18 protein-coding genes are annotated in these 22,685 nt (G+C 74.4%); 11 read left to right on the top strand and 7 right to left on the bottom strand.

Annotated features, from left to right (window positions below; translation table 11 throughout):
* The first annotated feature begins 6 nt into the window (after positions 1-6).
* Positions 7-465, top strand: coding sequence for a nitric oxide-sensing transcriptional repressor NsrR (gene nsrR / locus ACZ7LK_RS16005; RefSeq protein ID WP_469463319.1), 459 nt, complete (start codon positions 7-9; stop codon positions 463-465).
* An 87-nt stretch (positions 466-552) separates the two neighbouring features.
* A complete protein-coding gene (locus ACZ7LK_RS16010) occupies positions 553-1,749 on the top strand; it encodes a globin domain-containing protein (RefSeq protein WP_392273516.1) in 1,197 nt (398 codons plus the stop codon).
* Between the two features lie 25 nt (positions 1,750-1,774).
* On the opposite strand, the gene ACZ7LK_RS16015 is transcribed toward ACZ7LK_RS16010, so the two are convergent.
* The 3 genes from ACZ7LK_RS16015 to ACZ7LK_RS16025 all read right to left on the bottom strand — a co-directional run bounded on the left by ACZ7LK_RS16015 (position 1,775) and on the right by ACZ7LK_RS16025 (position 4,602).
* Positions 1,775-3,022, bottom strand: coding sequence for a cation:proton antiporter domain-containing protein (locus ACZ7LK_RS16015; protein ID WP_471141223.1), 1,248 nt, complete (start codon positions 3,020-3,022; stop codon positions 1,775-1,777).
* Between the two features lie 222 nt (positions 3,023-3,244).
* A complete protein-coding gene (locus ACZ7LK_RS16020) occupies positions 3,245-3,772 on the bottom strand; it encodes a protease inhibitor I42 family protein (RefSeq protein WP_392273514.1) in 528 nt (175 codons plus the stop codon).
* Between the two features lie 92 nt (positions 3,773-3,864).
* A complete protein-coding gene (locus tag ACZ7LK_RS16025; protein WP_471141226.1) occupies positions 3,865-4,602 on the bottom strand; it encodes an AMP-binding protein in 738 nt (245 codons plus the stop codon).
* Between ACZ7LK_RS16025 and ACZ7LK_RS16030 the strand changes: the two genes are divergently transcribed.
* Positions 4,492-5,070: a GNAT family N-acetyltransferase gene (locus ACZ7LK_RS16030; RefSeq protein WP_392273512.1), complete on the top strand. Its 579-nt coding sequence runs from the start codon at positions 4,492-4,494 to the stop codon at positions 5,068-5,070. The genes ACZ7LK_RS16025 and ACZ7LK_RS16030 overlap by 111 nt on opposite strands.
* Here the strand turns inward: ACZ7LK_RS16030 and ACZ7LK_RS16035 are convergent.
* Both ACZ7LK_RS16035 and ACZ7LK_RS16040 read right to left on the bottom strand, forming a co-directional pair.
* Positions 5,067-6,671, bottom strand: a complete 1,605-nt coding sequence (locus tag ACZ7LK_RS16035) for a serine/threonine-protein kinase (RefSeq protein ID WP_469463315.1) — start codon at positions 6,669-6,671, stop codon at positions 5,067-5,069. The two genes, ACZ7LK_RS16030 and ACZ7LK_RS16035, sit on opposite strands and share 4 nt — an antisense overlap.
* 189 nt (positions 6,672-6,860) lie before the next feature.
* Positions 6,861-7,772, bottom strand: a complete 912-nt coding sequence (locus tag ACZ7LK_RS16040) for an alpha/beta fold hydrolase (RefSeq protein WP_392273510.1) — start codon at positions 7,770-7,772, stop codon at positions 6,861-6,863.
* Between the two features lie 114 nt (positions 7,773-7,886).
* Between ACZ7LK_RS16040 and ACZ7LK_RS16045 the strand changes: the two genes are divergently transcribed.
* The 7 genes from ACZ7LK_RS16045 (at position 7,887) to ACZ7LK_RS16075 (ending at position 18,486) form a co-directional block, all read left to right on the top strand.
* A complete protein-coding gene (locus ACZ7LK_RS16045; protein ID WP_471141231.1) occupies positions 7,887-8,507 on the top strand; it encodes a TetR/AcrR family transcriptional regulator in 621 nt (206 codons plus the stop codon).
* Positions 8,504-9,151: a GNAT family N-acetyltransferase gene (locus ACZ7LK_RS16050; protein WP_392273508.1), complete on the top strand. Its 648-nt coding sequence runs from the start codon at positions 8,504-8,506 to the stop codon at positions 9,149-9,151. The genes ACZ7LK_RS16045 and ACZ7LK_RS16050 overlap by 4 nt, the downstream gene beginning before the upstream one ends.
* Positions 9,152-9,331: 180 nt before the next feature.
* Positions 9,332-12,241, top strand: coding sequence for a helix-turn-helix transcriptional regulator (locus tag ACZ7LK_RS16055; protein WP_471141235.1), 2,910 nt, complete (start codon positions 9,332-9,334; stop codon positions 12,239-12,241).
* Positions 12,242-12,482: 241 nt separating this feature from the next.
* Entirely contained in the window at positions 12,483-13,265 is a 783-nt protein-coding gene (locus ACZ7LK_RS16060) for a hypothetical protein (protein ID WP_471141238.1), read from the top strand.
* A complete protein-coding gene (locus ACZ7LK_RS16065) occupies positions 13,265-15,562 on the top strand; it encodes a bifunctional serine/threonine-protein kinase/ABC transporter substrate-binding protein (RefSeq protein WP_471141241.1) in 2,298 nt (765 codons plus the stop codon). Before ACZ7LK_RS16060 ends, ACZ7LK_RS16065 begins: the two co-directional genes overlap by 1 nt.
* Positions 15,563-15,572: 10 nt before the next feature.
* Positions 15,573-17,744: a bifunctional serine/threonine-protein kinase/ABC transporter substrate-binding protein gene (locus ACZ7LK_RS16070; protein ID WP_471141244.1), complete on the top strand. Its 2,172-nt coding sequence runs from the start codon at positions 15,573-15,575 to the stop codon at positions 17,742-17,744.
* Positions 17,745-17,895: 151 nt separating this feature from the next.
* Positions 17,896-18,486, top strand: a complete 591-nt coding sequence (locus ACZ7LK_RS16075; RefSeq protein WP_471141247.1) for a hypothetical protein — start codon at positions 17,896-17,898, stop codon at positions 18,484-18,486.
* On the opposite strand, the gene ACZ7LK_RS16080 is transcribed toward ACZ7LK_RS16075, so the two are convergent.
* Together ACZ7LK_RS16080 and ACZ7LK_RS16085 are read right to left on the bottom strand one after the other, a co-directional pair.
* Positions 18,415-19,131, bottom strand: coding sequence for a hypothetical protein (locus ACZ7LK_RS16080; RefSeq protein ID WP_392273502.1), 717 nt, complete (start codon positions 19,129-19,131; stop codon positions 18,415-18,417). The genes ACZ7LK_RS16075 and ACZ7LK_RS16080 overlap by 72 nt on opposite strands.
* A gap of 214 nt (positions 19,132-19,345) precedes the next feature.
* Complete coding sequence (locus ACZ7LK_RS16085; protein ID WP_471141251.1) at positions 19,346-21,727, bottom strand: phosphoketolase family protein; 2,382 nt, start codon at positions 21,725-21,727, stop codon at positions 19,346-19,348.
* Between the two features lie 423 nt (positions 21,728-22,150).
* Here ACZ7LK_RS16085 and ACZ7LK_RS16090 point away from each other — a divergent pair, with 423 nt between their 5' ends.
* A complete protein-coding gene (locus tag ACZ7LK_RS16090; RefSeq protein ID WP_471141254.1) occupies positions 22,151-22,666 on the top strand; it encodes a pyridoxamine 5'-phosphate oxidase family protein in 516 nt (171 codons plus the stop codon).
* Positions 22,667-22,685: the final 19 nt, after the last annotated feature.

Genomic DNA, 22,685 nt, shown 5'->3' on the forward strand with positions numbered 1-22,685 from the left:
CGGACCGTGAGGCTGACGAAGTTCACCGACCTGGCGCTGCGCTCGCTCATGCGCCTGGCGGTCTCGAAGGACGGCGAGGCCCTGACCACGCGGGAGGTGGCGGAGGTCATGGACGTGCCGTACACCCATGTGGCGAAGGCGATCTCGCGCCTCCAGCACCTGGGAGTGGTGGAAGCCCGGCGCGGCCGCGGCGGCGGACTGTCGCTGACCGGCGCCGGCCGGCAGGCCTCGGTCGGGCGGCTGGTCCGGGAGCTGGAGGGCGACGGCGAAGTGGTCGCCTGCGAGGGCGACACGCCCTGCCCGCTGCGCGGGGCGTGCCGCCTGCGGCGGGCGCTGCGCGACGCCCAGGAGGCGTTCTACGCCACGCTCGACCCCCTCACGGTGACGGACCTGGTGGCCTCGCCCACCGGGCCGGTACTGATCGGACTGGTCGGCCGCCCCGTGGAACGGCCCGCACCGGAATAGCCCCCGCCGGGGCGGGCCGCACGCGGACGCACGTCCGCGGCGAACCGTTCCCCTTAAATACGAAGATCAACCAATTAAGGAGTCGCTGTGCTCTCCGAGCAGTCCACCCCTGTCGTCCGGGCCACCCTGCCGGTGGTCGGCGCCGCCATCGGGGACATCACGGCCCTGTTCTACCGCAAGCTGTTCGAGGCCCACCCGGAGCTGCTGAAGGACCTGTTCAACCGGGGCAACCAGGCCAACGGCGAGCAGCAGCGGGCGCTGGCGGGCTCAATCGCGGCGTTCGCGGGCATGCTGCTGGACGGACCGGACGACCGTCCGGACGCGATGCTCGCCCGGATCGCGCACAAGCACGCCTCGCTGGGCATCACCTCCGACCAGTACAAGACCGTCCACCACCACCTCTTCGCCGCGATCGCCGAGGTGCTCGGTGACGCCGTCACGCCCGAGGTCGCCGCCGCGTGGGACGAGGTCTACTGGCTGATGGCCAACGCCCTGATCGCCATCGAGGCCCGCCTCTACCAGGAGGCCGGTGCCGCCGAGGGCGGCGTCCGGCACCGCATGGAGGTGGTCGAGCGGCGCGAGGAGACGCCCGACGCCGCCTCCTTCGTCCTGCGCCGCGCCGACGGCCGCCCCGCCGGTCCCTTCCGGCCCGGCCAGTACGTCGGCGTCCAGGTCGAGTTGCCCGACGGGGCACGGCAGATCCGCCAGTACAGCCTCTCCGCCGCTCCCGGCCGGCCCGACTGGCGCATCACGGTCAAGCGCGTGGCCGGCGGCCCGGCCCACCCGGACGGCGAGGTGTCGACCTGGCTGCACGAGCACGCACGGCCGGGCGACGTGCTCACCGTCTCCGCCCCCTTCGGCGACCTGGTCCTGCCGGAGGGGGACGGACCGCTGCTGCTGGCGTCCGCCGGCATCGGCGTCACCCCGCTGCTGTCCGTGCTCGGCCACCTCGCCTCCACCGGCTCACCCCGTCCGGTGACCGTGGTCCACGCCGACCGCTCCCCCGCCGACCACGCCCACCGGGACGAGCAGGCCGCGCTGGTCCGGGCGCTCCCGGACGCCCGGCTCCACCTCTGGTACGAGCGGCCCGGCGACGGGGCCCCGCACGCGGCGGCCGGCCGGGCCGACGTCTCGGGCCTGGACCTCCCCGGCGACGTGACCGCCTACCTGTGCGGCCCGCTCCCCTTCATGCGGGCCGTGCGCGGCGACCTGCTGCGGCGCGGCGTGCCCGCCGAGAGGATCCACTACGAGGTCTTCGGCCCGGACCTCTGGCTCGCCCGGTGACGGGGACCGGACGGCGGTGGCCGGGTCACCCGGCCGGTCCACCGCCGCCGGTCCCGCCCGGGTGGGGGGCCTCGGCGCGGGCGGCGGCGCGGCGGGCGTAGGCACGGGCGATCGGTTCGGCGCTCAGCCCGTGCAGCAGGATGCTCACCATGACCGTGATCACCATGACGCGGGTGATGAACGCACCGCTCTCGTCGGGCAGTTCGACGGCCGCCAGGAGCCCGAAGACGATGGACGTCGCCCCTCGCGGCCCCATCCACCCCAGGAACGCCTTGTCACGCGACCGCATCCCCGTTCCGTGGAGCACCAGCACGACCGGGACCATCCGGACCAGGGTGACGGCGACGACGGCGTACAGCACCACCGTCAGGTGGAAGCCGTCCCAGAACTCGTCGTTCACCATCTGGCCGAAGAGGAACCACAGCGCCAGGGCCAGCAGGGCGGTCAGGTCGTCGGTCGTCTCCACCGCGTCCTCGGGCAGGTGCCGCATCGCGGGTGCCAGGCAGACACCGGCGACGAAGGAGGCGACGAATCCGTTGCCGCCCAGCGCCACGGAGAGGCTGTAGGCGGCCACCGGAACGGTCAGCACGCCCAGTCTCGCCGCCGCGGGCTGCGTCCAGCCGTGCGCCCAGGAGCGGCGCAGCAGCCACCCGGCCGCCCAGCCGACGGCCGAACCGGCGGCCACGGCCCAGCCCGCCGCGACGACCGCCTCCAGCAGCGCGTCCGTGTAGTCGGCGCTCTTGGTGTGCGAGGCGCCGGCGGCGGCCACGCACAGCAGGAAGACCGGCGAGATGATGCCGTCGTTGATGCCCCCCTCGACGTTGAGCACCTCACGCAGCCGCGCCGGGATCCGCCGGTCCCGGACGACGGCCGAGGTCGGGGCGAGATCCAGGGGGACGACGACCGTCGCCAGCACCGCCAGCACCCAGCCGGGCCGGTCGGGGAAGAACGCGAGGGCGGCCAGGAACGCGGCGCCCAGGGTGAGCGGCAGCGCGCCCCCGAGCAGACGTGTGACGGTGCCCTTCTCCCGGCCGATGGCGCCGCGGGGGACCTCGGTCGCGTCGACGAAGAGGATCAGCGCCAGGACCACTTCGACGGCGTGCTCCACGGCGGCGGTGTCATAGTCGAAGTACATCGGGGGGTCGTCCCCGCGGGTGAGCAGGATGCCGGCCACCATCATCGCGATGGGCGCCGAGATGCTCCAGCGGGCCATCCGGTGCGACAGGACGGCCCACGTGAACAGAATGCCCGCGATGACGGTGACGGCAAGCATGACGTCCTGCGCTTTCCCGCCGGGTCCCTCCCGGCCTGCGCAGCTTAGGGCCGGACCGCCGCCCGTCCGCGCCCGCGCGCCGGGGGACGGCATGTCGCTCACTCCACCAGGACCTGTTCCGGCGGTGGCGTCGTCCGCCCCAAGGGCGGCGGGGCCGGGAGCGCCCGGCGGGCGCGGCCCGCGGTTCGGCGCGCGGCGGTTCCGTGACGGAACGACGCCGGCTCAGCGCACGGTGATCTCGTAACGGAAGAACGCCGGCTCACCGCCCGGCGTCTGCGCCGCGCCGGCCGTCGGGACGGGTACGGCGCTGGCCCTGGCCGCGGCGACGCTGCCGCAGCGGGCCAGCGGGCAGTGCAGCAGGGTCACCGTCGTCGTGCCCTCGGCGCGGGCTGTGAAGTCGAAGTACGCCGTGCCGTCGCCGCCGCCCGCGACGTCCTCGTCGGTGCCTTCGATGTCCTCGTGGGTGCCCCCGTAGGCGAGGACATCGGCGTCCGGCGCCGGGTCGGCCAGGTACCAGTGCTCGCCCATGTAGGGGCGGGCGGGGACCTCGAGGGTGAAGTCGTCGCCGGCCGCGACGGTGATGCGGCGTTCGGCGGGTCCGTACGCGGTCGGGCCGACCACGTGGGTGACCGTGTGGCCGGCGCGGTGGGATCCGCCGGCGGCGAGGACGAGGAGGGTGGCGACGACGGCCACGGCGGCGACGAGCAGGCAGCGGGCCGTCAACGAGGCCGGTATCAGACGCTTGATCATGTCGGCCGGGAATCTAGCACGGTGGCCGGAGGTGGCGGTCCTCGGCGCGGGTGCTCAGTACGGGGCCTCCGTACGGGTCCTCACTGGAGGTCTCAGTGGAGGTCCTCCGTCTTACGGCCGCTCACCACCAGGTCGCCGTCCGGGGTGCGCCGGGCGAGCATGCCGGTGCGGAGGTAGCCGTCGGGCGTGAAGGAACGGGCGTCGTGGCCGGGCGCCCGGTAGTAACCGCGCGGAACGGACGGCCCGCGGGCGAGGAGTTCACCGGTCCGCCCGTCGGGCACGTCCTCGCCGTCGGGGCCGGCGACCCGGAGCTCGTCGTCCGGCGACAGCGGCCGCCCCTGGGTGTGCGGCACCGTCCCCTCCGGACCGGCGGGCCGGGTGAGCGTCACCACCCCCTCGGGCAGGGCGAACACCCGTTGGAGACGGCCGCCCCACGCACGGGCCGTCCGTTCCGCGAGCGCCCGGTCCAGGGGTGCGCCGCTGACCGGCCGGCGGCGCGCTGTGACCCGGGGAGCACCCCACCGCCGTTCCTGACCCCGGCAGTTCAGTCCGCCCGCCCCCGCGTACGCAATGCGCTGTCCCGACCAAGGACGCCGCAGCCGCTCGGCGGAAGGACCAAGGGACGCCGCCGACCAGCGGCGACGGCCGGCAGCGGGCGGGCGGTCCGTGCCCATCTCCCGTTGTGCGGCGGGGCGTTCGGGGGGACGATGACTGCTGTCATGGAACGACCGAGTGAGATCATCGACCGCGGGGACGTGACGCTCCGGCGCTGGCGCGGGGAGCACGACGTCGCCGCGGCGTTCCTGCTGATCGAGGAGTCCCTGGAGCATCTGCGCCCGTGGATGTCGTGGGTGGCCGGCCACAGCGAGGCCGGCACCCGGGCGCTCCTGGCGACGTGGGAGTCGCGGTGGGCGAGCGGCGACGCGTACAACTACGCCGTCGTCGTGGACGGGACCCCCGTCGGGATGTGCCAGGCCCACCGTCTGCCCGGCACCGGGGGGTGGCGGGCCGGGTACTGGCTGCATCCCGCCGCCACCGGGCGGGGGATCGCCACCCGTGCGACGGCGGCCGTGGTGACCGAGATGTTCGCCCTGCCGGACGTCGAGTACGTCGAGGTGGCGCACGACCTGGCCAACACCCCCAGCGCCGCCGTTCCGCGCCGCCTGGGTTTCACCGAGGTGCGGCGTGAGCGGCCGGCCCGGCCGGAGGCCCCCGCGTGCAGCGGCGTCGAGGTGGTGTGGCGGCTGGACCGCCCGGCGCCGTCCCCCGGTACGACCGGCGAGACACCCTCTGACTAAGCGGCCTTCTTCCAGATGTTCATGCCCAGTTGCAGGAAGGCGGCATCTCGCAGGGCCGTCTGCTTGACCTGGATGGTGAGCACCGCGATGTCGCCGGAGGCGTTCTTGACGCAGAGCTGGGTGCCGTCGTCCGCCGCCGCGAGCGACCAGGTGCGGTACTCGGAGCCGGTGGCGCCGCCGAGGAGGTGGCGGCAGGCCGCCAGGGACCCGGCCTTCCCGTTGAAGAGCTGCACGAACACGCTGGTGTCGCTCCGCAGCGCGCAGTCGGCGTCGTCCTCGCAGTCGAGACGGATGTCGCCCGCGCGGTCAGCGCGCAGCATCGGCTTGCGGAGGCTCAGGGAGTTCTTCTCGTCCAGCCACACGGGGGACAGTACGTGGGCTCCCGGCGCCGGGGAGGCGTTCGGGGCGGGTCCCGACGCCCGGAGGGCGCCGCCGGGGGTGGGCGGGGTGGGCGACGGAGGCGCCGTGGAGCGGGCGGACCTCGTCGGGCCGGGTCGCGGGACGGGCGCGTCCGCGGCCCGCTCGCCGAGGCCGAGGCCGAACCGGTCCCCGGCGAGCCAGGTCAGGCCCGTGAGGACGAGAGCGCCCGCCGTCACGGCGGCGGCCGTGACCATCGCGGTACGCCGTCGGCCCGCCCGGCGCCGGGCGGGTGCCAGCAACCGGGTCGCGGCCTCGGTGGACGGGGCCACCGGGGTGCGTACCGGATCCGGGACGGTCGCCTCGGGTCCGGTGACCTCGCGCCAGACGGCCGGCCCGGTGCCCGCGTCGGCGTCCGTGTCCAGTCGCCGTCGGCACCACTCGACGACCTCCGCCGGAGTGGGCCGCTCCCCCGGGTCGGGGGCCAGGCACCGGGCGAACAGCGGGCGCAGCGGCTCGGGCAGCCGGGACAGGTCGGGTTCCTCGTGCACGATCCGGTAGAGCACGACGGGTGCGATGCCGTCCCCGTACAGCGGTTCGCCCAGCGCCGCGAAGGCTGCCGTCTGGGCCAGCGCGAAGACGTCGGTCGCCGGGGTGACCTCACCGGCGGTCGCCTGCTCGGGGGCCATGAAGTGGGGTGTGCCGACGGTGGAGCCGGTGGCCGTGTACGAGGAGAGGTCGGCGCCGATCGAGATGCCGAAGTCGATCACGCGCGGACCGTCGGCGGCCAGCAGCACGTTGGACGGCTTGAGGTCCCGGTGCACGATCCCCGCCGCGTGGATCGCCTGGAGCGCCTCGGCCACGCCGGCCATCAGCCACAGCACGGCGGCCACCGGCAGCGGGCCCCGCCGTGCGACGGCCCCGGTGAGGGACGGCCCGGGCACGTACAGAGTGGCGAGCCAGGGGGGCGCGCCGTCGGTGTCGGCGTCGACGAGTTCCGCGGTGTAGGCGCCCCTGACCCGGCGGGCGGCCTCCACCTCGCGGCGGAACCGCCGCCGGAAGGCGGGGTCGTCGGCCAGTTCCGGCCGCACCACCTTGATCGCCACCGGGCGGCCGCCCCGGGTGTGCGACAGGTACACCCGGCCCATGCCGCCCGCGCCGAGCCTGGCCGCGAGGCGGTAACCGGCCACGACGGGAGGGTCGTCCGCCTGGAGCGGCGGGAACACCCCGGTGGTGCTGCTCATCGGCCTGTCGTCCCCCTGATCCCCGACCGGCCGGCGGGCCGGCCCGGGACAGAAGCCTAGACGGCCCCGTGCACCCCGCTGACCTGGGACGGGCGGAGGACGTCCAGGCCGGCGAGTTCGTCCTCGGACAGGAGCGGGTAGCCGCCGGCCGTCCTCGGCACTGTCCTGGCCCGTCGGCGTGGGCGGTGGTCAGTCGACGGAGACCATGAAGTCCAGCATCCTGCGGTTCATCTCCTCCGCGTGATCGATCTGCGGCCCGTGGCCCGTGCTGGAGATGATCTCGGCTCGGGCACCGGGGATCAGCCGCGGCACACGCTCCGCCTGCCGCTGCGGGTGCACGAGGAGGCTTCGCTTGCCGAGCACCAGATAGAGCGGAGTCCGGATGGTGGACAACTCCTCCTCGGACAGGGGAAGCGGCGCCGGACGGCGTATGCGGTAGGCGCGAACCGCCGCTCGGATCATCGCGCGTAGTTCCGGCACGACGAGGACCGGCTGTTCGAGCCAGGCCGCCAGTCGCGGGCGGAACGCCTTGGGCGCGAAGGTCGCGAAGAGGCTGGCGAAGATCCAGACGAAGAAGCGCAACCCCACCTTCTCCAGGCCGCCGGGGTCGAGCAGGGTGACCGAGGCGAGGCGACCGGGCCTGCGGTGCGCCTGGTTCAGGGCAAGCCAGCCACCGTAGGAGGAGCCGACGAGGTGGACGCGGTCGAGTCCGAGCCCGGCGAGCGTCTCATCCAGCCACTGCGCCGCATGTTCGGGCTGGTGGATGGGTTCGCGCTGCACGCTGCGACCGGGATCGCCCAGGGTATCGATCGCGTAGACCGGGCGGTCCGCGCCGAGAGCGGGGGTGTTCGGGTACCACATGGCGGAGCAGGAGCCCGCCCCGTGCACCAGGACGACGGGGGTGCGGTCCCGGACAGCCTCGTCGGCGGAGCCGTAGCGGTAGACGTGCGTCGTACCGAAGGAGGTCTCCACGTCCTCTTCCGCGAGCGCGGGCGCCCCCAGTGCGTAGACCGCGTCGCAGGCCGTGAAGTAGCGATCCCGCCAGGCATCGCTCACATAACGGCCGACATCGGCCTGGGGTCGGGCAGCGGTCTCGGGCATGGCCACCTCCAGCGCTCCGGTTTTGTGATACGAACGTACCACGGAGTTGGTACAGATGTACCATCAAGGGGTTCATGGGAGCCGCAGTGGGAACGACGAGCGGAGAACCGGCCGATGCCCAAGCGCGTGGACCACGCAGAACGGCGCACCGAGATCGCCGAGGCCCTGATCCGGGTCGCCGGCCGACGCGGGCTGCATGCCGTCGGCATGCGCGATGTGGCAGCGGAGGCGGGCGTATCGCTGCGGCTGGTGCAGTACTACTTCCAGACCAAGGAGAAGTTGCTGCTTTTCGGGCTCGAGCTTCTGGCCGAGAGATTCGGGGAACGGGTCTCCGCCCGGGTACGGGCCGCCGGGAACAGCCCGGGTCCGCGCGCGATCGTCGAGGCGCTGCTGATGGCGGCGCTGCCGACGGACGACGAGAGCCGCACCTTCCACCACCTCTACACCTCATACGCGGTCCTGGCCGTGAACGACCCGGCGCTCGCGGCCCAGCCCTTCATCAAGAACCCTGATGCCGCCGAAGACGCCCTGACCGAACTCCTCCGGCAGGCCCAGGAAGCGGCACTGCTCGAGCCCGGGGTGGACCCGCGGTTGGAGGCAGCCGGCCTGCTTGCCATGTCTGCGGGACTCGGCACGAGCATCCTCGTCGGCCAGCGCAGCACGGAGTCCGCGAACACGGTCCTGGACCACCACCTGAGCCGAATCTTCCGCACCGGTAAGGCGGTCGCGACATGAGTGACCCGAGCCCAGCAGCCGTCGAGCTGCGGACCGCCCGGCTGTTGCTGAGGCGTCCAACCGCAGCCGATGTCGACGCGATCTTCGCCGTCCACCACGATCCCGGGACGTGTACCCACAACCCGTCCGACGCGCTCGCCCGGTTCGAGGAAGCAGAGGCGCTTTATCAGCGTTGGGACAACCAGTGGCAGCAGTACGGTTATGGGTACTGGGTCGTCCGGCACCACGGCTCCGCCCAGCAGCTCGGATTCTGCGGAATCAAGCCCATGGAACTGCACGGGGCCCCGGTCCTGAATCTTTTCTACCGCTTCGCCACCTCAGCCTGGGGCCAAGGCTTCGCCGGTGAAGCCGCAGCCGCGGTTGCCACCTGGGCATCCCATCACCTGCCCGACCTCCCGCTGATCGCCCGCGTCCGACCGGCCAACGTCGCTTCTCAGCGCGTGGCGATACGCGCGGGGCTCAGCCGAGCACAGCATCTCGACACCGAGGGATACGACGGATTCGACTGGATCTACATGGCCCAGGACGCGAACAGGGCCACAGACGGGTGCGGTCACCCACCAGGACTCCGAGAGCCGAACGAAGCTCCCGGATCGATGGCGGCCACAGACCCCTGGCGAATCGATCCCACTGCCACGGCGTAGCCATCGCGGAAGCGCGCTCGCACCCCACAGGAGTCGGCGACGGCCCTGCCTTCCGGGCCCCTCCTCGCGCGGGCCGGTGCGGGTGGAGGTGGCCTGCGGGGCACAGGACCGCCCCGTAGGGTGGCCCGTGGGGCGGCGAAGATCGACGCGGGTGGGAAAGCACCCTGGGGGGACGGGAACGTGGCGGGACTGGTGGGCAGATCGGCGGAACTCGAACGGCTGGACGCCGTGCTCGCCGGCCTGGGCCGTTCCGGGCCGGCGCAGGTCGTCGACGTCGTCGGTGAACCCGGCATCGGCAAGAGCAGGTTGCTCGACGAGGTGTGCGCGCGGGCCCGCCGGGCCGGGGTCACCGTCCTGCGCGGACGGGCCACCCAGTACGAACAGCATGTTCCCTTCCAGCTCTTCACGGACGCGTTCGCCGATGCCGACCCCGGCGCACGGGCCGCCTTCGCCGACCCCGCCTTCGCCGAGGCGCACGCGGTGCTGCACGGCGTCCGGCCGGCCCCGGGCGACGGTTCCACCGAGAGCGCCGCCGCCCGCTTCGGGCTGCATCGTGCGATCGCCGCCTTCCTGGCGCGGCTGGGCGAGCGCGGTCTGGTGCTGGCCCTGGACGACGTGCACTGGGCCGGTCCCGCGTCGCGCGAGCTGGTGGACCATCTGATCCGGCACCCCGCGCACGGAGGCGTCCTGCTGGTGGTGGCCCGGCGGACCCGGCAGACGCCGACCTCCCTGACCGCGGCGCTGACGCGCGGCGCGGACAGCGGGACCGTGCTCCACCTCCCGCTGGAGCCGCTCTCCGAGCGGGAGTCCCTCCTGGCACTCGCGCCCGACATCGCCGAGGACCAGGCCAGGCGGCTGCACGCCGCCAGCGAGGGCAACCCCTTGTACCTGCTGGCGCTGGGGCACGCCCACCGCACCGGGGCGTCCCTGCCGGGCCTCACCCCGGGCACCGCACACGACGGCGCCACGGACGCGGGGTACGCCGGGTCCGCCGCCGACGTGCCCGGTGGGCTCGCCGCGCTGCTGCTCGACGAGTTGGGCACGCTCACCGGGTCGCAGCGCCGGCTGGTCGAGGCGGTGGCGGCGCTCGGCGACCACGCCTCGTCCGCCCTGCTGGCCGTGGTGAGCGAACGGTCCGTGCGGGACGTGGAGCGGGAGACCGGGGCCCTGGTGGCGCGTGACGTGCTGCGGGCCGGGCCGGGCGGCCGGTGGACGTTGCGCCATCCGCTGGTCCGGGCCCTGGTCTACGAGAGGACCGCGCCGGGGCCGCGAGCCGCGTTCCACCGCCGCGCGGCGCGGGAACTGGCCCGCGGCGGCGCTCCCGCCACCGAGCGGGCCGGCCACGTCGCCCGCTCGATGACCGGCTGGGACGCCGAGGCGGCGGAGGTGCTCGTCGAGGCGGCCGCACGGTTCGCGTCGACGGCGCCGGCCACCGCCGCCCATCTGCTGGACGTCGTCCTGACCCATATGCCGGACACCCCCGACCGCTCCGCGCGGCGCGGCGAACTGGTGCTGGCGCGCGCACGCGCGCTCGGCGTCAGCGGGCACCTCCGGGAGAGCCGGGACCTGCTGCACACCCTGATCGAGACCGCCGGCGAGGACCATCCGGAACTGCGGACGCGGGCCGTCGCCCAGTGCGCCGTGATGGAACGGCACCTCGGCCACTCCCCCGAGGCCACCGCCCTGCTGCGCCGGGAGCTGTCCCGCGACCCCGGCCCGGCCCCCGCCCAGGCGGTCTCCCTGCGCCTGGCCCTCGGCATGTCCGCCCTGCTGACCGCGTCCTATCCACAGGCACGCGCGGACGTCGCGCAGGCCGTCGCCGTCGCCCGCGCCGACGGTGATCCCGCCGGCGAGGCGGCGGCGCTCGCGCTCGCGGCCCTGGGCGAGGCGTACGAGGGGGAGACGGAGGCGGCGGCCCGGTTCGCCGACTCCGCCGCGTCCCTCGCGGACGCGCTGACCGATCCCGGCCTCGCCGGTCCGTGCGAGGCCCTGGTCTGGCTGGCCTGGGCGGAAACCCTGCTGGAACGGTACGGCGACGCCGAGCGGCACATCACCCGGGGGCTGGGCATCGCCCGTCGCACCGGACAGCTCCACCTCCTGCCCCACCTGTTGGTGAGCCGCGCCTTCGTCCACCTCACCACGTGCCGTCTGCCGTCCGCGCTGGAGGCCGCCGAGGAGGCGGAGTCCATCGCCCGGGCGGCGGGCAGCGACGACCTGCTGGGCTTCGCCCTGGCCATCAAGACGCTGGTGCTGTTGCTGGCCCGGCCGCTGGGCGACGGAAGCGCCCTGGCCACCGGTGAGGAGGCCACCGCCGCGGCCGGCCGCGGCAGGGGCTGGTGGTCGTCGCTGGCCTGGTGCATGCTCGGGCACGCGGCCTTCGTCGGCGGCGACCCCCATCGCGCCCAGGAGGCCATCACGACGGCCGGCGGCGGCCCCGGACTGCCCCTGCTCCAGCCGTCGATCCGTCCCGGCCAGCTCGACACCCTCGCCGCGGCGGCCCTGACCGCCGGGGACGTCGAGGCGGCCGGCCGCTGGGTCGCCCAGGCCACCCGCGAGGCCGACCGGCTCGGCCTCGACGGTCAGCGGGCGGCCGCCCTGCGCGCCCAGGCCGCACTGGCCGAGCACCACGGCGGGACGAGCAGGGCCGTACGGCTCCTCGACGCGGCGACGGAGGAATACGTCCGCTGCGGACAGACCCTGTGGGAGGCGTACTCCTTGCTCCGGGCGGCGCCCCTGGTGCGGCGCACCGGGCAGGGAGCCCGGGCCGCCGCGATGTGGCACCGGGCCCACCGCATCGTGACCGGCGGCGGCGCACGCCTGCTGGTGGACCTCGCCGAACTGATCCGCCCGCAGGTGATGGCGGAGACACCCGCGCTCCCGGCGCAGCTCGCGGAACTGACCGCTCGTGAGCGGGAGGTGGCCGAGCTGGTGGCCCAGGGGCTGAGCAACCAGGAGGTCGCCGACCGGCTCCACCTCAGCCGGCGCACCGTCGAGACCCACCTGTCCTCGATCTACCGCAAGGCGTCGGTGCCGTCCCGGGCGGCCCTGGCCGGACTCATGACCCGCGTCGGCCTGGGAACGGGGTCGTGAGCTCCCCGTACAGCGCCGCCGCCACGCACACGGGACGCATCTGACCCGGCCCGGCACCCAGGGCCCGGCACCCAGAGCCCAGGGCCCAGCACCGCGCGACAGGGCGAAACCCGTAGGCGATTGCGTGTTTCCCCTGAGGCCGCTGCCCCCCGCCGCCGTCTACGTTCGACCGGTCGGACAACTCGAGCGGTGCAGAGGGGATTGCGTGAGAGGCAACACCCATGGCGTACGGAGCGGTTGGGTGCCGCTCCTGGTGACGGGGAGTCTGCTGGCCGGGTGTTCGGCCCAGGCGGCGGACGGCGGATCCCCGCGGCGGACCGGGGCGTCCGCGCACACCGCCTCACCGCGCTCCACGGCACCCCCGTCGGGCGGGCCGGCCGCCGCCCCGGTCCACACCCCCGACGCCTCCCCGGTGCCCCGGACCCCGGAGGAGGGGCGGAGGCTGGTGGAGTCGGTGGTGTTCGCTCCGGGTGACTGGGGGCGGGGCTTCGTCGCCCAGGATCCGGCCGAGAGCCGGCCGGGCACCTGGGCCGTGCTGGACGACGACTGCCGCTGGGATCGGGAGAAGGCTCCCAGGGGAGTACTGGCCGGCCTGTCCCGCTACAGCCTGCTGCCCGCCGGCGGCTCCAAGGGTGCCGTCAGGGTGACCGCCGCGGCCACCGCGCACTCCTCCGTCCTCGGCGCCGACGAACAACTGAGCACCACCCTGGAGGAAGTCCTGCGCTGCCCGGAGCAGCACCCCCGGGCCGGCGCCCGGATCACCGGGCTGAACTCGCTCGCCACCCCCTTCGGCGCCCGCGAGCAGGACTACGCCGACGACTCCGTGCTGGAGGCCGGGCAGTACGTCGAGAAGGACGGCGCGGCCCGGCCGTACCGGTGGATGGTCGCCCGGCTGGGCACGGTCGTCGTGGCCGTCTCCGTGACGGGCGGGCAGGGACACACCGAGCAGGAACTCCACCGGCTGGGCGCCGACGCCCTGGGGCAGATGCTGGCGCGCGTCCGGCAGCGCGCGAAGGAGAACTGATGGACCCGCTGCGTACCTCCGACCCGTCCGCTCTGGCGGGTCATCGGCTGCTCGGACGACTCGGCGCGGGCGGCATGGGCGTGGTCTACCTGGCCCGCTCGGCCGGCGGTTCCCTGGTCGCGCTGAAGGTGATCCAGCCCGATTACGCCGAGGACGCCGGCTTCCGGGAGCGGTTCCGCAGGGAGGCGGAGACGGCCCGCCGGATGACCAGTCCCTGGGTGGCGTCCCTCGTCGACGCGGACCCGGACGCGCCGCGGCCCTGGCTGGCCACCGCGTTCGTGCCGGGACCCTCGCTCGGTGAGGCCGTCGCGGCCCACGGGCCGCTGCCCCTGGGGAGTCTGCGCGTACTGGGGGCGCGGCTCGCCCAGGCTCTGGGGGACCTGCACGACGTCGGCCTCGTGCACCGGGACGTGAAGCCGGGCAATGTGCTGCTGGCGCTCGACGGGCCCCGGCTGATCGACTTCGGTGTGGCCCGCGACCCGCGGGACACCGCGCTCACCTCGACCGGGGTGGTGGTCGGCACCCCCGGCTTCGTACCGCCCGAACAGGTGCGGGGCACGGCCGCGCCGGCCGCGTCCGGCGACGTCTTCTCGCTCGGCTGCGTGCTGGCCTTCGCGGCCACCGGCCGTCCTCCGTTCGGCACCGGCTCGCCGGACGCGCTGTTGTACCGCACGGTGCACGACGCCCCGGACCTGGAGGGCGTACCGCGACCGCTCGCCGAGGTGGTGCGCGGCTGCCTGGAGAGGGACCCTCGGCTGCGGCCCACGGCGGAAGCGCTGTCGGAGACGCTCACGGTCGCCGTGTCCGGAACGGCACCCGATCCGCGGGAGGCGCTGCGGGCGGTGCGTCCGGCGCCGCCGCGGGACTCCGACGCGGCGGACGCGGTGGCCGACGGTGCGGCCGCGCGGACGGCTGACGCACACGTCCCCGCGGACGACGGCTGGTTGCCCGAGCCGTTGGTCCGGCTGATCGCGGAACGCTCGGCGGCCGGGCTCGCCCTGCCCGCCGTCGACGGGACCGAGGTCGACCCCGCGTCCGCCGGCCCCGTCCCGCCGGACACCGCGGCCGCGCGGCCGGCGGCCGGTGCCGTCGGCAGACGCCGGCTGCTGCTCCTGGCCGGAGGCGCGGCGGTCGCCGCGGCGGGGGGTGGACTGGCGGCGTGGGCAGCGCTCGACCGTGGCGGGGAGGGCGACGCCACGCGGGCCGCCACCGGTCCGGTGCACACCCTCGGCCTGCACGCCGACCTGACGGGTGACCAGAAGGCGGTCGGACGGGCGCAGGAGCGGGGGCTGCGGCTCGCCGTCCACGAGTTCAACTCCCGTGCGGACAAGCCCTTCACGCTCGCCGTGAAGACGGTGGACGACGCGGGCGATCCGGCCCGGGCACCCGAGGCGGCCGGGGAACTCGTCGCCGACCGTTCCGTGCTGGCGGTGATCGGTCCGACCACCGACGCCACCGCCCTGGCCTCGCTGGGGACGTACGACGCCGCGTCGCTGCCGCTGATCGCGGTGACGCCCGGCGCCACCGTGCTGCAGGTGATGGGCAGCCGGTCCTTCCTGCACGCCCGGGTGCCGGACACACTGCTGCCCCTCTACCTGGACGTGTACCTGCGCGGGACGGCGAAGTCGCGCACGGTCGGGATCGTCGACGACCGGGCGGCGGACGCCTACGCCTGGGAGATCAGCAGCACGCTCGCCACCGTGCTGCGCGAGGTCCCGCTGCCCGCCGTGCCCAAGGTGGTCAGCGCACTGCGCACCGACTTCGGGCCGACCCTGGACGCCCTGCTGGCGGGGGGCGCCGACTCGGTGGTCTTCGCCGGTCACCACGACCGGGCCGCGCTGCTGGCCCGGGAACTCCACCGCCGTGGCTTCCCCGGTGCCAGGCTCGCCGCGCAGGGGGTGCTCGACGCCCGGTTCCTGACCGCCGCGGGGGACGCGGCCGACGGCTGGGTGATCGTCGCCCCGGCCATGGACGCGACCGTGGCACCCGGGGCCAGGGCGTTCCGAGCCGCCCACCGCACGCTCTTCGGCGCGGAGCCGGAGCGGTACGCCGTGGAGACGTACGACGTGGCGCGGTTCGCCGTGAAGACGCTGCGGTCGCTGGGCGCCGGGCGCCGCACCCGGCAGACCCTGACGACGGCACTGCGGTCCGGGTCGCACCGGGGCATCGCCCGGAACCTCGCGTTCGCCGAGGAGACCGGGGCGCTGGTGCCCGACGGCAGCGGGGTCCACCTGTGGCGGGTCGAGGGCGGCAGGTTCGCGTACCAGGGCCCGGCGCCGTACCGGGTGGCCACGTGATGGGGCGCTGATGGAGCCGTTGCGCGGAGCCGACCCGGCCAGGATCGCGGGCCACCGGCTGCTGCGCCGCCTCGGCGCGGGCGGCATGGGCGTGGTCTACCTGGCCCGCACCGGGGGAGGTTCGCTCACCGCGGTGAAGGTCATCCGCGCCGCGTACGCGGACGACCCGGGCTTCCGGGCCCGCTTCCGCCGCGAGGTGGACGCGGGCAGCCGGGTGGCCAGCCCCTGGGTCGTCCCTCTGCTCGACGCGGACCCCGACGCGGAGTCGCCGTGGCTGGCCACGGAGTTCGTGCCGGGGCCGTCCCTCGCGGAGGCCGTGGAGGAGTGCGGTCCCCTGCCGTACCGGAGTGCCCGCGTCCTGGGGGCGCGGCTGGCCGAGGCGCTGACGGCGGTGCACGGGGCGGGTCTGGTGCACCGGGACGTCAAGCCCGCCAACGTACTGCTGGCGGTCGACGGGCCGCGGATGATCGACTTCGGGATCGCCCGGCCACCGGAGGACACCGCGCTCACCGCGAGCGGGGTGGTGGTCGGCTCCCCGGGGTTCCTCTCCCCCGAGCAGGCCCAGGGGCGGGGCCGGGAGATCGGGCCGGCCGGCGACGTCTTCTCGCTCGGCTGTCTGCTGGCGTACGCGGTGACCGGCGGGCGCCCCTTCGGGTGGGGCTCGGCGGCCGAGGTGCTGGTGCGCACGGTCCACGACGAGGCGGACCTGGACGCCGTACCGGCGCCGTTGCTGCCGCTGCTGCGGGCCTGCCTGGCGAAGGAGCCCGGTGCCCGCCCCACCGTGCCCGAGATCCATGCGGCTCTGGACCGTACGGGCGAGGACGGCGGCTGGTTGCCGGAGGCGCTCACCCGGCTGATCGCCCGCCGTTCCGCCGCCGTCCTCGCTCTGCCGGCGGTCGAGGCGACCGAGGTGTCCGGCGCCCCGGCGGCCGCCGACACGGTGCCGGACGCGCGGGAACGACCCAAGGGCGTCACCCGGCGCCGTCTGCTGACGCTGGGTTCGTTCGCCGGGATCGTGGCGGCGGGCGGCGCCACGGCCGCCTGGTGGACCGCCGACCGCCCCCGCCGTACGCCGGTACGCGGGGGCGGCGCACCGCTGCCCCGGCGGGTGATCGCCCTGCACGCCGATCTGACGGGAAACGGGAAGGCCGCCGGCCTGGCGCAGGAGAGGGGCGTCCGGCTCGCCGTCGACCACCACAACTCCCGTACCGGCCGCGGCTTCGACCTCGCTCTCCAGGTGCACGACGACGCGGGCAGCACCACCCGGGCGCAGCGGATCGCGCGGCGGCTGTCGGCCGACGAGCTGGTCCGCGCGGTGATCGGGCCGACCACCGACGCCTGTGCCGAGGCCGTCCTGGAGCAGTACCGGACCGCGCTGCTGCCCATGGTCTGCGTGTCGGTCGGGCTCGACGGGGTGTCCGCCGAGAGGTACCGGACGTACGCGGCCACCCGGCCCCCCGACCGCGATCTGGCGGTACCCCTGGTCGCCCATCTCGTCCGCACCGTCCGTACGCGCCGAACGGTGCTGGTCGACGACGCGGCCGAGGGCGACGTCAGCTGGGAGCTCTGCGCGGACGTCGCCCAGGCGCTTGCCTCCGGACAGCGCGCCACGACCCGGCGCACCCTCGCCGCCGAGGGCGCCACGTCAGGCGACGTCCGTGCCCTGGCCGAGTCGGTGGCCGGCTGGAGGGCGGACGCGGTGGTGTTCGCCGGAGGAGGCGCACGCGCGGCGGAACTGGCGCGAGCGCTGCGCGCGGCCGGCTGGTCGGGAGCCCGGCTGGCCACCCAACGCGCTCTCGACACACGCTTCTTCACCGTGGCCGGCGACGCCGCCGAGGGCTGGGTCTTCGCGACCACCTTCCTCGATCCCACCCGCGTGGCGGCCGCGAAGTCCTTCGTCACCGCCTACCGCCACCGCTTCGGCACCGCCCCGCCCTGGTACTCCGCGGAGGCCTACGACGCCACGCTCTTCCTGGCGCGTGCGCTGACGGCACCGGACCCGTCCCCCGCCGAACGGGGCCCGCTCGTGAGCCGGTTGCGGGAGACCGACCACCAGGGCGTCACCAAGCGGCTGCGCTACACGGGCCCGAGCACCGGCTACGCCACCGAGGCGATGTACCTCTTCCGGGCAACCGGCGGCCGCTTCCGCTACCTGGGCCACTTCGAGGACGCCACCACCTGAGCCGCTCGGCGGGACCGATCGCGCGGGCACCCGGCGGGCGGCGCGTGCGGGTGCACACGCCTACGTACGTGCCCTACGTGGTTCTCCGGATGCCGGGGCCATGGGGCCGCTGCGATGATCACTCCTCCAGCGGTATCAGGAAGGGCAACGCATGAACCCCGGTCAGCAGATGGAATTCCACGCCTCCTGCGGGCATCTGATCTCGGCTCCGGCCGACCGGGCGGGGCTGGACGCCCGCTGCCCCTACTGCCATCACGTGGTCCGGGTCCCGCGGGCCGACGTTCCGTACGCCTCACCCGTGGCGGCTCCCGAGCCGGCTCTCGCTCCCGCGCCCGCGTCCGCGCAGGCCGGTGCCACCGAGCCGGTCGCGCTGACGGCGCTCTACGTGACCGCGCTGATCGTCGGCCTCACCGGGGCCGGGGTCGTCTACATGGTCATGTTCGACGCGTTCTCGGAGTCCGAACTGGTCGCGATCACACCGCTGTGGTTCTTCCCCGTCGTCTTCGGGCTGTACGGCTTCGTCTCCCAGCGGCTGCTGCGCCGTATCGCCTCCGGGCGCGCCGGCACCCTGGGGGAGGCCGCCCGCATCAGCATCGACGTGGCCGGGCATTGGGCGGCCCTGGTCCTGTTCCCGTTCCTGGTACTGAAGTGGCGCAGCTCCCTGCTCGTGTCACTGGCCGCGGCGCTCTTCTGGGCCGTCCTGCTGTGGCTGTTCTTCACGGCCGTGTTCCCCCGCCTCTGAGCCCGGCTCCCATTTCGGGGCGCCGGGCCCGGCGAGCGCGACGAGGTCCGGAAGGATCCCGGCCAGTTCCTCCAGCAGCCTGTCCGGGTCCACCACGTCCGGCAGCGGGTGGTGGACGAAGCAGATCCCGTCGTTCGTCACCGAGACCGCCGGTGCGGCGAGCTCGACCAGGCGCTCCGGCAGCCGCGAGGCGTAGAACCGCTCGGTCGTCCCCGCGCGGTCGTCGCTCATCGGCAGGTACGGCGCGTCCCGGTGGAAGGTGAGCCCGAGCTCCGCCGCACTCCAGTGGCGCTCCAGCCGCAGGTTCGGCCGGCGGCCCGGCACGTCGAACACACAGACCAGCCAGTGGGCGTCGACCTTGCCCGTCAGGTTCTCGACGAACCTGGCGACGGTGACCCGGTGGTCGCCGAGCGGGCCGGTCACGGTGGTTCCGGGCCGCGCCCGCAGCAGCCACGGGAAGTGGACCGCATGACCGGCCCACCGCGCCCCGTCCTCGTCGCGCTCGACCCGCTGCCAGCCGGGACGAGCGGCCAGGGCACGCATCGCCCGGTCCGCCCTGCCGACCCGCCGGGCGGTACGGACCGAGAGGGTCAATCCGATCAGGGACGGGGCCATGATGACCGCGAAAAAGATGATCCAGCCCATGACGTGGCCCCTTCTCTCGGGTCCGGGGAAGCCCGTTCGTCCGCATCCTCGCGTCCCGGGCCGCCGCAGGACATCGGGGGAACCACGTAGAGGTCCACCGAATCCACTGCGGGCCCCCGCGTGCGGCCCCGACCGCCCGGCCCGGGGCCGCCCGGCGAGGGCTCGCGGGCGGCGAGCGGCCGGGTCGGCGGGGCCGCCGCGCCCGGCCGGCGAATCAGTCCGTCCACCTCCAGTCGGCGACTTCCGGCAGGTCGGTGCCGTACTCGCGGATGTAGGCGTGGTGGCGGGTGCGGGCGTCCTCCATGCGCTGCCGCACCACCGCGGCCTTCACCGCGAGGCCCGGAACGCGGTCGATCACGTCCATGACGAGCCGGTAGCGGTCGAGGTCGTTGCGCACGACCATGTCGAAGGGCGTGGTGGTGGTACCCATCTCCTTGTAGCCGCGGACGTGCAGGTGGGCGTGGCCGGCGCGGCGGTAGGCGAGGCGGTGGATGAGCCAGGGGTAGCCGTGATACGCGAAGATCACCGGCTTGTCCGGGGTGAAGAGCGCGTCGTACTCGGCGTCGGTCATGCCGTGCGGGTGTTCCTCGTGCGGCATCAGCCGGGCCAGGTCGACCACGTTGACCACCCGCACCGCCAGGTCGGGCAGTTCGGCGCGCAGGAGGGTGACCGCCGCGAGGACCTCTTGCGTCGGGACGTCCCCGGCACACGCCAGGACCACGTCGGGCTCACCCGCGTGCTTCTCGGTACCCGCCCACTCCCAGACGCCGGCGCCGCGCGCGCAGTGGGCGCGGGCCTGGTCGAGGGAGAGCCAGTCGAAGCAGGGCTGCTTGCCGGCCACCACGACATTGACGTGATCACGGCTGCGCAGCACATGGTCGGCGACCGACAGCAGTGTGTTGGCGTCCGGCGGCAGGTAGACCCGTACGACGTCGGGGCTCTTGTTGAGGACGTGGTCGACGAAACCGGGGTCCTGGTGCGAGAAGCCGTTGTGGTCCTGGCGCCACACATGGGACGTCAGCAGGTAGTTGAGCGAGGGGACGGGCGGCCGCCATGGGAGGTCACGGGACGTCTTCAGCCACTTGATGTGCTGGTTGACCATGGAGTCGACGATGTGGACGAAGGCCTCGTAGCAGGAGAACAGCCCGTGGCGGCCGGTCAGGAGGTACCCCACCAGCCATCCTTGGCACAGGTGCTCGGAGAGGACCTCCATGACCCGGCCGTGCCGGTCCAGGTGTTCGTCCGTATCGAGGGTCCGCTCCTGCCACGCCTTGCCGCTCGCCTCATAGACGGCCTCCAAGCGGTTGGAGGCGGTCTCGTCCGGGCCCACCAGACGGAAGTCGCGGCGTGTCGCGGTGTCCGCCATCACCTGTTCGAGCAGCGCGCCGAGGACTCGGGTCGGCTCGTGGCGGTCGGTGCCGGGCTTGTCGACGGGGACGGCGAAGCGCTCCAGAGGGGCGATCGGCAGGTCCCGGGTGAGCAGCCCGCCATTGGCGTGCGGGGTGGCCCCGAGCCTGCGCCGCCCCTCCGGTACGCATTCCAGTACCCGGGGGCGGGGACGGCCCAGGTCGTCGAAGAGCTCTTCGGGGCGGTACGAGCGCAGCCACGCCTCCAGTTGTGCCAGGTGCCCGGGGTCGTCACGCACTCCGGACAGGGGCACTTGGTGCGCACGCCAGGTGCCCTCCACCGGCGAGCCGTCCACTTCGGCGGGGCCCGTCCAGCCCTTGGGCGTCCTGAGGACGATCACGGGCCAGCGCGGCCGGCGGGTGACGCCCTGCTCGCGGGCGGCGGCCTGGATGCCGGCGATCCGGTCCAGGGCCTGGTCCATGGCGGCGGCCATCGCCCGGTGCACCTCGGCCGGGTCGTCCCCGGTCACGTGCAGGGGGTCGTGTCCGTAGCCGCGCAGCAACGCGTCCAGCTCGTCCTGCGGCAGGCGGGACAGGACCGTCGGGTTGGCGATCTTGTAGCCGTTGAGGTGCAGAACGGGCAGCACCGCGCCGTCGTGGACGGGGTCGAGGAACTTGTTCGCGTGCCACGAGGCGGCCAGGGGCCCGGTCTCCGCCTCGCCGTCGCCGATGACGCAGGTCACCAAGAGGCCCGGGTTGTCCAGTGCGGCGCCGTAGGCGTGGGCGAGGGAGTAGCCCAGTTCGCCGCCTTCGTGGATCGAGCCGGGGGTTTCCGGAGCGACGTGGCTCGGCACGCCACCGGGGAACGAGAACTGCCGGAAGAGCCGCTCCATGCCGCTCGCGTCCCTGGGCACGTCGGGGTAGACCTCGCTGTAGCTTCCCTCCAGCCACGAGTTGGCCAGTACGGCGGGACCGCCGTGGCCGGGCCCCCAGACGCACAGCGCGTCCAGGTCCCGGGCCTTGATCACCCGGTTGAGGTGGGTGTGCACCAGGTTGAGGCCGGGGGACGTTCCCCAGTGCCCCAGCAGTCGCGGCTTGATGTGTTCGGGCCGCAGGGGTTCCCGCAGCAGGGGGTTGCGCATCAGGTAGATCTGGCCCACCGCCAGGTAGTTCGCCGCGCGCCAGTGGGCGTCCAGGGCGTCGAGCTCCTCCGCCGGCAGGGTGGTACGGGCGGATGCGCCGTCACTCATGAGCTTCTCCGTTCGTGGGCCGGACCAAGGCAAGGATGCGTCGTGTTCGTGCGTGCCGCACGGCCGGGTCACCCCAGCGTTCCGTCCCGGCCGCGGCCGGGGCAGGGGCCGGTCGGCCCCGCGGACGGTCCATGAGGTCCCCCTTCCGGGCCACGGGCCGATCATGCGCGGCGGGGGTGAAGACGACCGGAACCAGTGCCCCCGACAGAGCCCGCGGGGGCCCCGGAGGACAGTGCCGAGGTCCTGGGGTTCGCCGTCCGGGCGTACGGCGGCGCGAGGTGCCGCCGTACGCGCGGTACGGGTACTGCCCCACCGGCCCCGCCAAGGGGGCCGTCAGGCCCTGGCACCGGACGGCGGATGGGGAAACGCTTGACGTCGGAACCAGAGGATCCGGCCCCAGGGCCGCAGTGAAGGGTGCGCACGATGAACGACTACGCGCGGGACGCGGGGGTTCGCCGTGAGGTGGCGCCTCGGCATCCGACGCCGCTGTCCCGGACCGAGGCGCTGCGGCTGCTGGGGACCGTTCCCCTGGGGCGGATCGTCTTCACGCATCAGGCGTTGCCCGCGGTGCGTCCCGTCAACCACTGCCTCGACGGCGACGACGTCGTCGTCGGCATCCACGACGGTACGACGCTCGCCTCCCTCACGGCTCCCGCGGACGGCCCGGGCCTGGTCGTGGCGTACGAAGCCGACGTGATCGACCTGGACACCCGGCTCGGCTGGAGCGTGGTCGTCACCGGATACGCGCGCCCGGTGGCGGATCCCGATCTGCTGGACCACTACCGGTCCGCCCTCCGGCCGTGGGTGGCGGGGGCCATGGATCACGCCCTTCGCATCCGGCCTGGCATCGTCACCGGCTTCCGGCTGACGGCCGGCCCGCCGGCCGTGACCGCGCCCGTGACCGCCGGCGCCACCGGCGTACGGCTCCCCCTGGGCTGAGGGCCGCGGCCGGCCCGGA

The sequence above is a fragment of the Streptomyces sp. NPDC039423 genome (assembly GCF_055598725.1).

Coding starts and splice junctions, on each gene's coding strand:
- ACZ7LK_RS16015 (WP_471141223.1), bottom strand. CDS start 3,022: ATGCTTGCCGTCACCGTCATCGCGGGCATTCTGTTCACGTGGGCCGTC.
- ACZ7LK_RS16020 (WP_392273514.1), bottom strand. CDS start 3,772: ATGATCAAGCGTCTGATACCGGCCTCGTTGACGGCCCGCTGCCTGCTC.
- ACZ7LK_RS16030 (WP_392273512.1), top strand. CDS start 4,492: ATGGAACGACCGAGTGAGATCATCGACCGCGGGGACGTGACGCTCCGG.
- ACZ7LK_RS16025 (WP_471141226.1), bottom strand. CDS start 4,602: ATGCTCCAGGGACTCCTCGATCAGCAGGAACGCCGCGGCGACGTCGTG.
- ACZ7LK_RS16035 (WP_469463315.1), bottom strand. CDS start 6,671: ATGAGCAGCACCACCGGGGTGTTCCCGCCGCTCCAGGCGGACGACCCT.
- ACZ7LK_RS16040 (WP_392273510.1), bottom strand. CDS start 7,772: ATGCCCGAGACCGCTGCCCGACCCCAGGCCGATGTCGGCCGTTATGTG.
- ACZ7LK_RS16045 (WP_471141231.1), top strand. CDS start 7,887: ATGCCCAAGCGCGTGGACCACGCAGAACGGCGCACCGAGATCGCCGAG.
- ACZ7LK_RS16050 (WP_392273508.1), top strand. CDS start 8,504: ATGAGTGACCCGAGCCCAGCAGCCGTCGAGCTGCGGACCGCCCGGCTG.
- ACZ7LK_RS16065 (WP_471141241.1), top strand. CDS start 13,265: ATGGACCCGCTGCGTACCTCCGACCCGTCCGCTCTGGCGGGTCATCGG.
- ACZ7LK_RS16070 (WP_471141244.1), top strand. CDS start 15,573: ATGGAGCCGTTGCGCGGAGCCGACCCGGCCAGGATCGCGGGCCACCGG.
- ACZ7LK_RS16075 (WP_471141247.1), top strand. CDS start 17,896: ATGAACCCCGGTCAGCAGATGGAATTCCACGCCTCCTGCGGGCATCTG.
- ACZ7LK_RS16080 (WP_392273502.1), bottom strand. CDS start 19,131: ATGGGCTGGATCATCTTTTTCGCGGTCATCATGGCCCCGTCCCTGATC.
- ACZ7LK_RS16085 (WP_471141251.1), bottom strand. CDS start 21,727: ATGAGTGACGGCGCATCCGCCCGTACCACCCTGCCGGCGGAGGAGCTC.
- ACZ7LK_RS16090 (WP_471141254.1), top strand. CDS start 22,151: ATGAACGACTACGCGCGGGACGCGGGGGTTCGCCGTGAGGTGGCGCCT.